At 44.4% G+C, this 15,289-nt stretch carries 14 protein-coding genes and 1 tRNA gene; 9 read left to right on the top strand and 6 right to left on the bottom strand.

Annotated elements, in window-relative coordinates; genetic code table 11:
• From ACVS9P_RS10085 to ACVS9P_RS10070, 4 genes are read left to right on the top strand one after another with little or no spacing between them, the layout of a single operon-like run.
• Positions 1 to 987 (top strand): ABC transporter ATP-binding protein, encoded by a 987-nt coding sequence (locus ACVS9P_RS10085; RefSeq protein ID WP_452103411.1) that lies wholly within the window; start codon positions 1 to 3, stop codon positions 985 to 987.
• Positions 984 to 1,940 carry an ABC transporter permease gene (locus tag ACVS9P_RS10080; protein ID WP_452103410.1) on the top strand — a complete coding sequence of 319 codons (957 nt, stop codon included), beginning with the start codon at positions 984 to 986 and terminating at the stop codon, positions 1,938 to 1,940. The genes ACVS9P_RS10085 and ACVS9P_RS10080 overlap by 4 nt, the downstream gene beginning before the upstream one ends.
• A 12-nt stretch (positions 1,941 to 1,952) precedes the next feature.
• Complete coding sequence (locus ACVS9P_RS10075; protein ID WP_452103409.1) at positions 1,953 to 2,786, top strand: ABC transporter permease; 834 nt, start codon at positions 1,953 to 1,955, stop codon at positions 2,784 to 2,786.
• A 55-nt stretch (positions 2,787 to 2,841) separates the two neighbouring features.
• Complete coding sequence (locus tag ACVS9P_RS10070) at positions 2,842 to 4,443, top strand: ABC transporter substrate-binding protein (protein ID WP_452103408.1); 1,602 nt, start codon at positions 2,842 to 2,844, stop codon at positions 4,441 to 4,443.
• A gap of 132 nt (positions 4,444 to 4,575) precedes the next feature.
• Here the strand turns inward: ACVS9P_RS10070 and ACVS9P_RS10065 are convergent, their stop codons facing one another.
• The 4 genes from ACVS9P_RS10065 to ACVS9P_RS10050 form a co-directional block, all read right to left on the bottom strand.
• The gene (locus ACVS9P_RS10065) at positions 4,576 to 7,173 is read right to left on the bottom strand and encodes a LuxR C-terminal-related transcriptional regulator (RefSeq protein ID WP_452103407.1); all 2,598 of its coding nucleotides are present in this window, start codon (positions 7,171 to 7,173) and stop codon (positions 4,576 to 4,578) included.
• Positions 7,174 to 7,241: 68 nt separating this feature from the next.
• Complete coding sequence (locus ACVS9P_RS10060) at positions 7,242 to 8,207, bottom strand: ABC transporter permease (RefSeq protein WP_452103406.1); 966 nt, start codon at positions 8,205 to 8,207, stop codon at positions 7,242 to 7,244.
• Positions 8,204 to 8,944: an ABC transporter permease gene (locus ACVS9P_RS10055; RefSeq protein WP_452103405.1), complete on the bottom strand. Its 741-nt coding sequence runs from the start codon at positions 8,942 to 8,944 to the stop codon at positions 8,204 to 8,206. The genes ACVS9P_RS10060 and ACVS9P_RS10055 overlap by 4 nt, the downstream gene beginning before the upstream one ends.
• Before the next feature lie 12 nt (positions 8,945 to 8,956).
• Positions 8,957 to 9,898: an ABC transporter ATP-binding protein gene (locus tag ACVS9P_RS10050; protein ID WP_452103404.1), complete on the bottom strand. Its 942-nt coding sequence runs from the start codon at positions 9,896 to 9,898 to the stop codon at positions 8,957 to 8,959.
• A gap of 232 nt (positions 9,899 to 10,130) precedes the next feature.
• On the opposite strand from ACVS9P_RS10050, the gene ACVS9P_RS10045 reads away from it, so the two are divergent.
• Positions 10,131 to 10,862: an HAD-IB family hydrolase gene (locus ACVS9P_RS10045; protein ID WP_452103403.1), complete on the top strand. Its 732-nt coding sequence runs from the start codon at positions 10,131 to 10,133 to the stop codon at positions 10,860 to 10,862.
• Between the two features lie 79 nt (positions 10,863 to 10,941).
• Here ACVS9P_RS10045 and ACVS9P_RS10040 read toward each other — a convergent pair.
• Positions 10,942 to 11,018, bottom strand: a tRNA-Val gene (locus tag ACVS9P_RS10040).
• Positions 11,019 to 11,164: 146 nt separating this feature from the next.
• Here ACVS9P_RS10040 and ACVS9P_RS10035 point away from each other — a divergent pair.
• The 4 genes from ACVS9P_RS10035 to ACVS9P_RS10020 all read left to right on the top strand — a co-directional run bounded on the left by ACVS9P_RS10035 (position 11,165) and on the right by ACVS9P_RS10020 (position 14,629).
• Positions 11,165 to 12,013: a patatin-like phospholipase family protein gene (locus tag ACVS9P_RS10035; protein WP_452103402.1), complete on the top strand. Its 849-nt coding sequence runs from the start codon at positions 11,165 to 11,167 to the stop codon at positions 12,011 to 12,013.
• 131 nt (positions 12,014 to 12,144) lie between these two features.
• On the top strand, positions 12,145 to 13,026 hold the full coding sequence (locus ACVS9P_RS10030) for a metal ABC transporter substrate-binding protein (RefSeq protein ID WP_452103401.1): 882 nt from the start codon (positions 12,145 to 12,147) through the stop codon (positions 13,024 to 13,026).
• Positions 13,023 to 13,775 carry a metal ABC transporter ATP-binding protein gene (locus ACVS9P_RS10025; RefSeq protein WP_452103400.1) on the top strand — a complete coding sequence of 251 codons (753 nt, stop codon included), beginning with the start codon at positions 13,023 to 13,025 and terminating at the stop codon, positions 13,773 to 13,775. The genes ACVS9P_RS10030 and ACVS9P_RS10025 overlap by 4 nt, the downstream gene beginning before the upstream one ends.
• A gap of 2 nt (positions 13,776 to 13,777) precedes the next feature.
• A complete protein-coding gene (locus ACVS9P_RS10020) occupies positions 13,778 to 14,629 on the top strand; it encodes a metal ABC transporter permease (protein WP_452103399.1) in 852 nt (283 codons plus the stop codon).
• A 141-nt stretch (positions 14,630 to 14,770) separates the two neighbouring features.
• Here ACVS9P_RS10020 and ACVS9P_RS10015 read toward each other — a convergent pair whose 3' ends face one another.
• Positions 14,771 to 15,199: an Hsp20/alpha crystallin family protein gene (locus ACVS9P_RS10015; RefSeq protein ID WP_452103398.1), complete on the bottom strand. Its 429-nt coding sequence runs from the start codon at positions 15,197 to 15,199 to the stop codon at positions 14,771 to 14,773.
• Positions 15,200 to 15,289 lie beyond the last annotated feature (90 nt).

Here is a 15,289-nt window from a genome sequence, read left to right as displayed (position 1 = left end):
TTGAGTGAGGATTTATTAAAAGTATGTCATGTCAACAAAACCTTTCCAATTAAGGGCGGAATGTTTTCCAAATCCAATGGAGTTGTACATGCAGTTGATGATGTTTCATTTACGATTCACAAAGGAGAAACTTTCGGGCTCGTAGGCGAATCCGGTTGTGGGAAAAGTACGCTTTCGCGTACGATTCTTCAGCTGATCCCGGCAGACAGCGGAGAAGTGATCTTTGAGGGAAAGGATCTAAGAAAGCTTTCTAAAAATGATCTTCGTAAAGAGCGTCGGCATATGAGAATGATTTTTCAGAAACCATTCGATTCTTTAAATCCCCGGCAGACAGTGCGGGAGATTATAGGAACCCCAATTCGAATTCATGAAAAATGCAGTGCACAAGAAAGAGAAAAGCAAATACTACAGTTAATGGAAAGAGTGGGATTGCCATCAGCTTATATTGACCGGTATCCCCATGAATTTTCCGGTGGACAAAGACAGCGTATCGGAATTGCTCGTGCGCTGGCGATGCGGCCAAAACTGATCGTCTGTGATGAACCGGTATCGGCGCTGGATGTTTCGATTCAGGCGCAGATTTTGAATCTCTTGAAAGCGCTGCAGAGAGAAGATAAATTAACTTATCTTTTTATTTCTCATAATCTTTCGGTTGTCAACCATATGTCCGACCGAATTGCGGTCATGTATCTCGGTTCTATCATGGAAACGGCAGAAGCAACGGAACTTTATCATAACCCGTTGCATCCCTATACGCAGGCACTCCTTTCTGCAATTCCGGATCCTTCCGTGCCGGATAAGCCGAATCGGATTATTCTGCAGGGAGATATTCCAAGCCCGGTCAATGTGCCCCAAGGCTGCCGTTTCTGTACGCGCTGTTGGAAAGCAACGGAACGCTGCAGCAAAGAGCGTCCTCCCTTTTATCATTTAAAAGACGGACATGCAGTTGCCTGCTTTTTATATGAAAAGGAGGGAGATGTACAGTGAAAAATTTTATTCTGAGACGAGTTGGAACAGCAATTGTCATGCTTTTTGCAGTCATGACAATTGTGTTTATCCTGGTACATATGATGCCAGGTGATCCGGTCTTGCAAATGCTTGGAACTGATACGAACCCCGATCCTGTTGCGGTAGAGTCGTTACGTTCCCAATTGGGACTCGATAAGCCGATTTTGCAGCAGTATGGAAGCTGGATTTTTGGAGCGTTACAGGGCAACCTGGGACAATCCTACAGCGAAAAGATTTCGGTTATGGCCTCTATTGGGACACGGCTTCCCCGTACGTTGGAACTTGCATTTGTTGCAATGATTTTAGCCTGTATCATTGGTTTGCCGCTCGGTGTACTTTCCGCACAAAAGAGAGGCAAAATTTCAGATTTGATTATGACAACCGGAGCTTCCCTGGGAACTTCTATTCCGGTTTACGTCCTTGGCTATCTATTTATTATTGTTTTCAGTTTGGATATCTTCCATTTTGGTTTTGCAATGCCTTCCAGTGGATATACGGATATTTCAAAAAATGCAGGAGCACATTTTTTAAGATTGATCTTGCCGGCGTTTACGCTGGCGCTGGGAATTGCAGCCTCGATTATGCGAATGACGCGCTCTTCTGTTTTGGAAGCCTTATCGAGTGAATCTGTAAGAGCACTTCGTGCAAAAGGATTAAAGGAGCACGTCGTTATTTCTCGTCACGTTGTGAGAAATGCTTTTATTCCGGTTATCACAGAAATCGGATTACAGATGGGGAACCTGATCGGCGGAACAGTTCTCTGCGAAAATGTATTTAACTGGCCGGGCTTGTCTACACTGTTGGTCAAATCAATTAATGCACGTGATTATCCGCTGATTGAGGGTTGTGTATTGGTGATGTCAGCAATCTTTATTCTGACGAATGCTCTTGTGGATATTCTCTATGGATTGTTAGATCCGAGAGTACGGTAAGGGGGTTATCTGATGAATACAATAAAACGATGTCTTCAAAATAAAAAATTTGTTTTTAGTCTGATTATCCTGCTGCCGATGATCTTTATTGCACTGTTCGGATCTTCTATTGCACCTCATGATCCATTGGAGATGCATACTACTAATACACTGGCAGCCGCCAGTGCACAATTTCCGATGGGGACAGATGAATATGGACGCTGCATTCTTTCCCGCTTGCTTTATGGAATTCGCCCTTCGCTTACCGTTTCACTGGTAGGAACTTTAGGAGCGTTTCTGATCGGTTCCTTTTGTGGGCTGGTTGCAGGTTATATTGGCGGAAAAGCCGGGAATGCTATTATGCGTACGGTTGAAACAATTCTATGTTTTCCGGCAATCCTGCTGGCAATGATGGTGGTTTGCCTTTTCGGAGCGGGTGTTCGAAATCTGACGATTGTGGTGGCAATTTTATATATCCCGCATTTTGCACGTATTGCCAATTCGTCTACGATTAAAGTTAAAAAAATGGAATATGTCGAAAATGATATTTCCGTCGGCCAAACAACCCCTAAAATATTGATTGGAACGATTTTTCGAAATATTTTTTCTCCTTTAATTATTCAGATCAGTCTAACAATTTCCAGTGCCATTCTTTTGGAATCTGGACTGAGCTTCCTGGGGTTGGGCGTACAGCCGCCGGAACCCTCTTGGGGGCAAATGATCGGAGACGCAAAAGCATATTTGAGTGTGAATATGATGTATATGCTCTGGCCTGCACTTTTTCTTTGTCTCACTATTCTTGCGGTTAATCTGATGGGCGATGCCCTGCGTGATATTTTTGATCCGAAGCTGCAAGACAGTTTTTGATCGTAAAATACAAAAGCAAAAAATACGGCAATTATGAAAAAGGAGGAATCAAAAAATGAAGAGTAAGTTATGGGTGAAATTGGCAGTAGGCGTGCTGTCAGCAGCAATGGTGATCTCTATGGGCGGCTGCGGAAGCAGCACTAGTTCCGGAACTGCTTCCGGAGCGGGTAGTTCCGCGGCAGCGGCAAACAAAGCAGATTCTCTTACAATTGGGTTGAGCGCAGATCCTTCCACATTGGAACCAATGGTTCAGTCCGGGCAGGCAGTGCGGTTGATTAAAATGTGTATGTACCGCGGTCTTCTAGCTTATGAATCAGACGGAAGTATCGGAAACGAAATTGCAGAGTCCTATGAAGTAGCAGATGATAATGTTACTTATACGTTCCATATCCGCCAGAATGCAAAATTCCAGGATGGCAGTGATGTCACGGCGGAGGATGTTAAATTCTCCTTTGAGCGTCAGCTTGATGCATCGGTATCTGCTACTTTCCGGAGTGATTTTGCCAACATGTTGGATCATATTGATGTAGTGGACGCAAAAACAGTTAAGTTTGTGCTCAAACAGCCTTGTGCTCCATTTATTGACTATTTGACACTTCCTGAAGCGGTAATTGTGTCAAAAGCATGGTGCAATTCTCATAACAATGATTTGAATGCGAATCCTATGGGCAGCGGTCCTTATACACTGGGATCATGGGATAAAGGCCGTCAGATTACATTGAAAGCATTCGATGGCTTCTATAAACCAGGAAAACCAGAAACAAAGGAATTGGATTTTGTTGTTACAACCGACAATACCACTCGAGTAAACTCCTTAAAGAGTGGAGAAGCGGATCTGATTGACTATGTAGGTGCAAATGATGCAACTGCATTGGAAAAGGACAGCAACTATACAGTAGATGTTTCTGAAGGACCGTTTATGTGCCTGCAGATCAACTGCACAAAGGGACCTCTTGCAGATCCAAAAGTTCGCCAGGCAATCGCCTATGCAGTTAACCGTCAGGGCGTTATCGATACCGCATTTATGGGCCGCGGCACTGCAATGTATGGCTTCCCGACGATTGACGGACAAAACGGATACGACGGAAAATATGATAACTATTTCCAGTATAATCCTGATAAAGCAAAAGAGCTTTTGAAAGAAGCTGGATATGCAAACGGATTTAATGTAAAAATTCTTTCAACTTCTACCTATGATTTCCATAAGCAGACAGCACTGGTTGTTCAGGATAGCCTTAAGGCGGTTGGAATCAACGCAGAAGTAGAACTGCCCGACTGGTCTACTCGTATTCAGCGTTCTAACACCGGAGATTATGATATCCTGGTCAGCGGAACAGCTGGTAACATCGTGGATATGGATTGGTGTACAAACTATTTCCAGAGCGGAGATACTCGTATGAACAGTGCTCCTGGATTTAGCGATGCAACAGTTGATTCACTCCTGAAACAAGGACGCGAGACACTGGATCCTACAAAGCGCGCAGCAATTTATGATCAGTTCCGCGAGAAAATCTTGGAACTCTCTCCGTTCGTATTTATTAATTATCGTGAGCAAATTTTCGCAACCTCCGCAGATGTAAAGGGCTTTGTCAATCTTCCTGGCATTCTGACTTATAACTCCGGAATTACGCTCGAAGATACCTACAAGGCCGCATAATTAGATTTTAAGACTCATTATTCTTCTAGTTTTTCTTTTAGAGTCCATTCAATAAGACAAGGGAGGCAGTCTCTTTATGAGATTGCCTCCCTTGTCTCGTTTTTTGCACGAAAACAATTGATTTTTAAAGGGCTATGAAATGAGGCCGAGCCGCTTTCCTTCGGATGTTGCAGCGAGCCGTGAAGAAACACCAAGTTTTCCATAGATGCTAATTAAATGCGTTTTTACAGTGGAAAGCGAAATGCAGAGATCCTCTGCAATTTGCTGGTTTGTTTTTCCTTGCGCAAGCTCAATGAGTACTTCTGTTTCGCGGGAGCTGAGTAAGCTTTTTTCCGCTTTTGGTGTATCACTAGAACAAATCCGCATCGCGTCACGGACAAAAATCCGTTCTGGCTCGCTTATTTTGTCGAAGAGTGCTGCGGTAAAGTTGTCCCAAAGTGGGTTTACTGCATCTCGATCCACATAAAACGGCTGAAGAATGCGGTTCTCCCACGCATAGTAAATCGCTTCGCGCAGCAGATTGTTTTGCTGCCGTCGTCCGGCGGGCGTAGAGGAGTCGGTCGTGTGCAAAAGGAGCAAGTCTGCTTCTACAAGGCGCAGAGAGTTTCCATTTTCCCGAGAAAAGGCAAGAACGCTTTTAATGATTGCTTTTGCTTTTTCGAAGTTTCCGCCCTGTAGATACAGCCTTGCACATAGAAGCTCAAAGGAAAGACTGGGAGAAATGCTTTTGGTTGGGTATGACTCAAACTCTGCCAAAATTTGTTTTCTTAGTTCAGGCTGCATGTAGCCCGAAAGATTCAGCTCTGCCATCAAACGGTCAGCCCAATAAATCACATTGCTGGATTTTATGATTTGCAGAATCAGTTTTGCACCTTCTTCTGTTTCGCCGCGGAGCATATGGTATTCCGCCAGATTGTAGTCAAAACTGTAAAGTATCATGTTGTCGGGCATGGCTGAGTTTGTGACCATTGCACGGGCGGCCTCTAAATTTTCAAAGGCCTTGTCAAGTTCCATGCGCTTAAGGTAGACTCCGGTAATGCCAATGTGATAGTCATATTCCTGCATAAACAGAGAGACTTCACTTTCTTGGATTCCCTGAATTCTTTGGTAATCCTCAAGTGCGTCGTTCAAATGACCGGTCTCCTCATTTAGCTGTGCTTTTAAAGTGTAAATATAATAGCGAAATTCGAGAGAATCCGAGCAGATTTTCTGAGCGTTCTCCGCAAACTCTTTCGCCGCCTTATACTGCCGATCCATAATCATCAGGTTGGAGATACCGAGCTGGATAAAGGCAGCGGTTTCTTTTCGCATTCCATATTCTTTAAAATCTGAAAGTGAAAATGTACGGGGAAGAATAGAAGGGCCTCTCTTTGAAAGCAAATTGTACGCATACTGAAGCATTTTACAAAAGGGGGTATCTTTCCAGGCTTCAATCGCAGATTCGCAGAGCTGGTCAAACTTTTCTATGTTGCCAATATCGACGTAATAAAACATTCCACGCGCAGAGAGGTCAATGCTTTTTGCGACAATGTCAATCGGAATTTGGCTGATGTATTCCCCAGCTTCCGTGTTGATTGGCATTTCTAAAACGTTTTGTGTTGCCCCATCATAATCTTTTGCCTGTAAGAAAAGCCTTGCCGCTTCACCAAAGTCCCCTTCTCGGGCAAAATAGCCAGCAGCTTTACAGAGAATTTCTTTTTGTTCCTGTTCCGGAAGCGCCGAGAATTGCTGCCGGAGATATTCTCCAAGAATATTGTGGTAACGGTAAATTCCTTTTTCTTCATCAATGCAGATGACGAAAAGATTTTTGTCCAGTAAGTCTTCCATCATCGAGCCAAAGTCAAGCGATTCAAAAAGCGCAGAGCAGATTTTTTGGTCAAACCATGAAAGCGAACCGGTCCGCACAAGAAATGTCTGCTCTTTGGGCGAAAGTTTTTCAAAAATTTCCCGTGTCAGATATTCTGCGACGAAGCCGCCGCCTTGTTTCAGAAGATCGCCCGAAAGGTCTCCGCTTGCTGCGGCAAGCTGAAGTCCGCCGACCCAGCCTTCTGCAAAATTGCTGATTTTTTCCAGCTGTGCATCGTCAGACTTCAGCTTCATGGTTTTACGCAAAAATTCCATACTTTCGTTTCGACTGAGCTTCATATCTTCGCCGGAAAGATACAACAGCTTTCCGGAAACGGCCAATGCACCAAGATATACCGGGGGCTCTTCACGAGAAAGAAGAAAAAGATGAAGATTTTCCGGCATCGCCCGAAGAAAAAACTCGAAAGAATCGACAAGTGCCGGGTTGGTGATACAGTGAAAATCGTCGAGAATAATATAATAATCGGTGCTGCTGCACAGGCGGTTAATTAAGAAGACGAGATTGCTTTTTACTTCGTGCAGTTCAAACATCGGGCTGGGCTGAAGGCCAAAATCAATCTTTTCGTTTAGAAGGGAGCCTGCTGCCGCAAAAAAATAGTGCCAAAATGAAAATAAATTGTTGTTGCCTTCGTCGAGAGAAAGCCATGCAGTATTTTTTAGGTCAGTTTCAACAAGAAATGACGAGAGCAGTGTCGTCTTGCCCATGCCTGCTGCTCCCTTTATGAAGACGATACTCATTTCATTGCACAGTTTGAGCTTTTGGAACAGGGGGCGGCGAATAATATAATCCCGCCGCGGGCGGGGCATTTTTAGTTTTGTAGAAAGAAGAAAAGGCTTCTCTTCTTTTTTGACGTCAGCGCTCATGGGTGATCCACTCCTAAAACTAGTGTTGCTTTGATTGTAAACCGCCCGTTCTGTTTTTGCAAGAGCCGTCATATCCGCTCCACGTAATCATGCTTTAGTTTCCGATAGGCCAGACCAAACATGACAGCGGAAAATAGAATGATATAAATGAGAGGGAACAGGTGCTGCCATTCTTCTCCATTTTGCAGGTCGATTGCAAATTCGAGAAACTGCTTTTGTGGCAGGATGTGAATTAAATTGTCAAGAAATGCGTTGCTTTTGCTGAAGGAGTAAAAAGCGCCGGCAAGCGTTGAGGTAACGATCAAGATAGAATTGCCAAACATGTTTGCATTATCGGGCTTTTTGATAAATGTGTTGAGAAACAATGCAAATGTACTGCCCAACATAGCCAGAAGGAGCAGCAATCCGGCATATTGGGGCAGGGAGAAACCGATATCCCACCCGGCGGCTTTCATAATGACGAGCATGCCGAACGACGGCACAAATGAAAGTAGACAGAAAAGAAAGTGTGCGGCGAGATATCGCCGGAACGACAGCGGCGACGCCGCAATGCGCAGAAGCTGATTCTGTTCCTTATCGTCCGCAAACGGGAAAAAGTAGAAAAACACACTCGTGCCAAGAAAGACCATGAGAAATCCGATAATATTCACCCCGACGCTCCGGTCACTCTTTTGTGCCGGAATTTTTGCCTGTGGGTTCTGTAAAAGAAGTTGCAGCATGTCTTTGAAATCGCTGCCGCGAAGAGTTTCAATGTCAAATTGACCATTTCCGTGGTCGGTGACAATAGCGTCGTATTTCTGAGAGACAAGCTGTGACATAGGGGGCTCTTGCTCCATGACTTCTATACTGAGGTAGTTTGAATCGATTTCTACCGCACTGTTGTCTGTTACCAGTGCAATATGGCCTCTAATTTGTTCAGTGCCGGTCATATAGACAGCGAGAAAGATTGAGAGAAGTGTGATTGCGAGCATGATGATAACAGAAGGCAGACGGCCAAAAATACGGCTAAAATTATTCCGAAGTACGTTATTCATAGATAATCCTCCGCTCGAAAAGTTTTTTGGCATCCAAAAATACACAGAGCACTGAATGCAGTGCTGATGAAAAGAACCGGCAGTACGCCGGACAGATTGTTGTCGTAAATGACAGCGAAGAAAACATCGATCAGCATTTTTACGGGGGAGATGCGCGAGATGGCTGCAAGTGTGGAACCAAGGCCATCGAGTGAAAAGAATGCTCCTCCTAAAAAAGCGATGATTGAGACGAATAGACTCAGAATGGTGCTTGCTGTTTCTTCACAGTGAAAGATGCAGCAGAATAGCACGCCGAGTGCCGCAGAACTAAATTCAACGGGAATCATCATCAAAAGAATCCAGCCGACATTTTGACCGCCAAGGTTGATTCCGGCAATCAGCAAAATTACTGCAACCAGCAAGTGAAGAATATAATCAAATAAGAATGAAGCGAGCATCTTCGAAAAGTAAATTGGGAATTTCCCGCACGGCGAAGAAAGAATCCGAAGATTTGGTTTTTTAATATCGCGCTCCATAAAACAGTTTGTCGCCGTCATGGCACCTTGCATCATGCCGAAGATCAAAAAGGATACCGCATAATAGTTGTAGGCATCCATCGCATTTGCGTAGTTTCCACTCGTAAGGAAACCCATAATCAGAATCATCACAATCGCAAAGACCAAGTTAAAATTGATCAAAACCGGATTCTTGAAGTTGTTGGATAGATCCATTTTGAAAATCTGAAAAAAGCGGTACATTTTATTTTCCCCCTAATCCCGCAGTTTGCGGCCGGTCAGCTTGAGGAAGACGGTCTCAAGGCTGGCTTCTTCGCCTGCAATATTGCGAATGTGGGCGCCGGCGTCCGAAATCAGTGAAATGATGCGGTCGAGATTTTCCACGCCGCGCAGGGAGACAATATCAATCTTGTTGCCGTCTGATTTTGCCTCTTTGACGCCTTCAACATCGTAAAATCCTTCGGTAGGGATAGGAGTGCCTTCTTCCAGCTCAATATGATAACATTTTTCGCTTTGAATGTTTTCTTTAAGCTTTTCTTTTGTTCCCTCAGCAATGATCTTGCCGTGGTCGATGATAATGATGCGGGACGAAATGGCTTCGACTTCTTCCATGTAATGCGTGGTGTAAAGAATGGTGATGCCGTTTGCCTGCAGCTTTTTAATGGAATCAAGAATGTGGTTGCGCGACTGCGGGTCAATACCGACGGTCGGTTCATCCATAATGACGAGTTCGGGGTGATGGGCAATGGCGCAGGCAATATTGAGCCGACGTTTCATGCCGCCTGAAAAAGTTTTTACCTTGTCTTTTCGCCGGTCGGTTAAGCCTGCAAACTTAAGGGCTTCCTCCACGGCTTCGTCGAGACTTGGACCACGCAGACCATAAAGCGAGGTAAAAAATCGAGCATTTTGTTGGGCGGAAAGTTCCTCGTAGAGTGCAAGATCTTGTGGAACCACGCCGAGCTTCTGTTTGTAAGCGCGCAGGTGACTGCGACTGACCACTTTTCCGTCATAGGTGATGGTTCCGCTGTCGCGTCCGAGCAGGCCAAGTAAAATGTTAATAGTCGTGCTTTTCCCGGCGCCGTTTGGTCCGAGCAGGCAGAGCACTTCCCCTTTCTCGATCGAGAAGCTGATATTATCGAGAACGAGGTTTCCTTTAAAGCTTTTTGAAAGGCTGTTGATTTCTAATAATTTTTCCATATCGTTCATCTCCTGACTTTATGATACTGCACGACCCGGTATTTGAAATCAACCATCCGGTTGATAGGAGGGGATGATTTTTTGATTTTCTCCGGGTCATCCGGTTGTCGTCAGACGGTATACTTTACTTTTAGGGTGGAATCCTCTATACTAAAATTATATGGTTAACCCGCACGATGCGCATTTTGGCCGCATGACAGAAGACCGCGCGGAGGAAAGGAGAGCGATTTCCATGGCAAAAACGGCAGCTTTTTTTGACATTGATGGTACGATTTCTCGTGAGGGACTGATCAGCGAGATGTTTAAAAAGATGATCAAATACGAACTGATCGACCCCAGCAAGTGGTATGAGGACGTCGAACCTGCTTTCACAAGATGGGATAAACGCGTCGGAAATTATGACGATTACCTTCAGAAGATGGTGAATATCTATTCAGAAACAGTCCAAAACACGAGTTCCTTTCATATTTTGTATATTGCAAAAAGGGTGATTGAACAGAAAGGTGAGCGTGTCTACACCTACACCCGTGACCGGATTCGCTGGCATAGGGAACATGGTCACCGGGTTATTGCGATTTCCGGTTCACCGGTAGAACTGGTGCGTGAGATGTCGGAGAAATACGGCATGGACGACTATCGCGGCACGGTTTACAAGGTTGGTCCAGACGGACGATACAGCGGTGAAATCATTCCAATGTGGGATTCCGAAAGCAAGCAATGCGCCGTGCTCGAAATGGCAAAGCAGTACGGAATCGATCTTTCTGAAAGCTATGCTTATGGAGATACAAACGGCGACTTTGCCATGATGAAATTGGTGGGGCATCCCGTAGCGGTCAACCCGACCCGAGAATTGCTCGCTCATATCCAGAAAGATGATGCCCTTCGGAAGAAGATCGTTGTTATCGTGGAGCGCAAGGACGTAATTTACCGGCTGAATACGGAGACCCTTGACCTTGCCGATTGAAAAAGGCTAAAAGATTGCTTTTGACAAAAAGATCCCCCGGGAATCCAGTAATAAGGATTTCCGGGGGATCTATATAATCTGGTGGACGTTATAGGACTCGAACCTATGACCTTCCGCACGTCAAGCGGATGCTCTAGCCAGCTGAGCTAAACGTCCAAAAATTGAATGCTCGTCTATTATATATGATTCAGTCAGAAAATGCAAGGCCTATTTTAAGAAAATTAACGATTGCTTGTATTCTGACTCCAAATCCGGTATAATAGGAAAAAATCAAAACATTTCAGGAATTGGAGGAATCGACCGTGTCAATCGGATTAGTGCTGGAAGGTGGCGGAATGCGCGGCGCTTATACCAGCGGCGTTTTGGATGTCTTTTTGGACGAAGAAATTTTTTTCCCAAAGGTTTACGGCGTCTCAGCAGGAGCTTGTAATGCGCTGAGCTATCTTTCCCGACAAAAAGGGCGAAATCACCAAATCTTTTCGAAATATGCAACAGATGACCGATATGTGAGCGTAAAAAATCTGCAGCAAAAAGGGTCCCTTTTCGATTTTGATTTTCTTTTCGGTGAGCTTTCTCATGAGCTTATTCCGTTTGATTATCAGACTTTTTATCATTCGTCCATGCAGCTTTTTGTGGGTGCAACGGACTTGATGAGTGGAATGGAAGTTTATTATCCGAAAGAATCGTTGGATGAATCATTTACCGCAGTGAAAGCTTCTAGTTCATTGCCGTTTTTATCGCAGATTGTGAAATTGGATGGAAAGTTTTTACTCGATGGAGGAATCGCTGTTCCGATTCCATTGGAACGTTCTATCTTTGATGGAAATCAGTTTCATGTCGTTGTTTTAACGCGTGATTATTCTTATCGCAAAGATTTAAAACCGGATTTTTCCCCTGCAATGCTGCGTACAGTTTACGGACAGTATCCGGGAATGATTTCTGCAATGATGGTACGGGCAGAAACTTATAACAGCGAGCTGCAGTTAGTCCGCCGGCAGGAACAGGCCGGAAAAGTACTGGCAATTCGCCCGAGCCGTCCTATTGATATCAGTCGCTATGAAAAAGACCCTCAAAAATTGGAAAGCATCTATCAGCTTGGAGTGCAGGATGCTAAAAAGAAACTCCCTCAAATTTGGGATTTGATGAAATAATCAAATTGATTCAAAATCCGTTCTGCAAAAGATGCAGGGCGGATTTTTTATACAAGCTTTCTTTGCTTGACTTTTTTAATATTGGATGTTATGATATTAAATGCGAATAGTTTGCATTTAGGAGGCCCCATTTGAAACGATTACTAGCTTTTTTACTTTCTGCACTTCTGATTTTTACAATGACAGGGTGTGGACGAAGGGAAGAACATTCGGCAAAATTTCGAATTGTAGCGTCATTTTATCCGATCTATATTATGGCGTTAAACTTAACAGAGAATATTCCGGATGTTGTGGTCGATAATATGGCTGGCCAACAGACGGGGTGTCTGCATGACTATCAGTTGCAGTCTTCCGATATGCAAAATCTTTCCAGTGCAAATGTCTTTTTGATTAATGGAGACGGAATGGAAAGCTTTCTCCAAAAAATTGCGCAGCAGCTGCCGAATCTTGAAATCATTAACAGCAGCAAGGGGATTCAGACGATCCCCGGAGAAGGCGATGAAGAGGTCAATCCACATATTTGGGTAAGTATTTCAAATGCGATTTTACAGGTGGAAAACCTTTCACAGGGGCTGCAAAAGGCAGATCCGGAGCATGCAGCGCAGTATAGCCAAAATGCACACACTTATGAAGAAAAACTAAAAACACTGCGGGAAGAAATGCATCAGGCGGTCGACCCGCTTCCCAATAAAACAATTGTAACCTTTCACGAGGCGTTTCCGTATTTTGCAGAAGAATTCGGCTTGACGATTGCAAAAGTCGTCAACCGTGAACCGGATAGTCAGCCAAGTGCCAAAGAGCTGGCGGAAACGATTCATATTGTGGAAGAGAGCGGCGTGAAAGCGGTCTTCGCAGAGCCTCAGTATCCGAAATCCGCTGCGGATATTGTTGCAAAAGAAAGTGGGATCAAAGTTTATTCTTTGGATCCGGCCGTGACGGGCACAAATGACCCGAATGCGTATCTCGATGCGATGCGGTCTAATATGGAAGTTTTAAAGGAGGCCCTATCGTGAACGAGGTGAAGAGAACCACCTGTAAATGCAGCACGGAGATTCGAAATCTGAGTGTGACGAAGCGGGATGGGATTTTACTGCATGATGTCAATCTGGATATTCATCATGGAGAAATCCTTGCGCTGATTGGCAGAAACGGAGCGGGAAAGACGACCCTTTTAAAAGCTCTTTTGGGGCGTATCCCTTATACCGGTTCGATTACGTTTCATAATCCGGAAGGGAAATTGCTCTCTCACCCGCATATTGGATATGTGCCACAGAATATGCTGTTTGACAGAGATACACCGATGACGGTTTTAGATATGCTTTGTGCGAATTTGACGCGATTTCCGGTTTGGCTGGGACATCGAAAGCAACAGCGCCAAGAAGCCTTGGAGATGCTCAAAAGAGTCGGTGCACGGGAAAATCTTTTAGATAAACGGTTGGGAACGCTTTCCGGAGGCGAAATGCAGCGGGTATTGCTTGCTTTTGCACTCTATCCAAAGCCGGATATGCTTCTTTTGGATGAGCCGGTTTCGGCAGTCGACCGTATGGGGATCGAGACTTTCTATGATTTAGTAACGGTAATGCGAAAGGAACATGCCATGCCAATTCTATTGGTGAGTCATGATCTTGCGCATGTAGAAAAATACGCGACCTGCGCGGCACTTTTGGACAAAACAATCATAGTGAGCGGCCCGGTTCGGCAGGTTATGCAGACCAATGCCGTTAAGGAAGCGTTTGGATTAAAGTTGGCAGGAGGAAAATAAGCATGGAATGGTTTTATCATTTGGTCGATACACTTCTGCCGTTTCAATGGACCGAATTTGGTTATATGAAGAATGCACTTTTGGCGATCATTCTGATTACTCCGCTTTTTGGACTTGTAGGGACGATGATTGTCAATAATAAAATGGCATTTTTCAGCGATGCCTTGGGACATTCTGCATTGACCGGGATTGCGATTGGGGTCATGCTCGGAATTGATAACTATCTGATTTCGATGATGGGCTTTGCACTTTTGTTTGCGTTGGGAATTTCTGCGGTGATGCGAAAAGCTTCCTCTTCGGCAGATACGATTATCGGAGTTTTTGCCGCTACCGGCCTTGCTCTGGGGGTAGTCTTGCTTTCAGCTGCCGGAGGATTCGCAAAGTATTCCTCCTATTTGATTGGAGATATTCTCACGGTTCAGCCAGAAGAGATCGGGATGCTTGGAATTTTGCTTTTGGTGATTTTAATCGCTTGGGTATTGTTTTTTAATCCGTTTTTGCTTACCAGTGTAAATGGGGATTTGGCGGCCAGTAAAAATATCCCGGTCGGTGTCATTCAGCAGGTCTTTATGCTGATTGTTGCGGTTCTTGTTACGGTATCAATTAAATGGGTTGGCGTGCTGATTATCAATTCTTTGCTGGTCTTGCCGGCGGCGGCAGCCAGAAATGTTGCAAGATCCATGCGTAGCTATCACGGATTATCGGTTGTTTTTTCTGTGATTTCGGGAATTTCGGGACTGATCATCAGTTATTACGCCGGAACTGCCGCAGGCGGTACCATCGTTTTGGTTGCAGCAGTAATCTTTTTTGTCAGCTTCTTCTTGGGACGAAGAAGGATGCACGTTTCTGCTTGAGCTTTTGTTGCCTATATCCCTTTCTTAATCTTATTAAATAAAAATCAGGCACCATAAAAGAGTTTGCGCTCTTTGTGGTGCCTGATTTTATCGAACCATTGTATTCACAAATTATGGAATGCCTGACTGGCTAATCATCAATTAGCGAATTTGAATGGAATGAGAATCGGTTTTCTGCTCATGAACTTTTGGAAGGTCCAGATGCAGAACTCCGTTCTGGTAGGAAGCTTCAATCCTCTGTGCATCAATGCCACTGATATCGAATGAGCGGCTTACGCTGCCCCAACTGCGTTCACGGCGAATGTAATGGTTGTCTTCATCTTTTTCTTCATTCTGCTCTTGATGATTTGCAGAAAGAGTCATTTGGTCGCCGTTGACATCAATGTGAATGTCTTCTTTTTTGAAACCGGGCATTTCTGCTTCCAACACATATTTGTTTCCCTCATCGCGGATATCGGTGCGGCATGGGAATGCAGCCTTTGAAAGATCCGGGAAAAATTCTCCATCGAAGGGATCCCAAAAATTATTTAGAGCCTTACCACGATGTTCAAAAGGAATCAAGTCAAACATAATACATACCTCCAATTAAGAATTTGAATTTTGATTTTTGTCCTTAGAAGCTTTGCTCCTTTGAACAATTCTTATATTACCTGCTAATTG

The organism is Caproicibacterium sp. NSD3 (assembly GCF_053613275.1).
The sequence above is the reverse complement of the archived record's forward strand: the minus strand, read 5'-3'. Positions and strand labels throughout refer to the sequence as shown.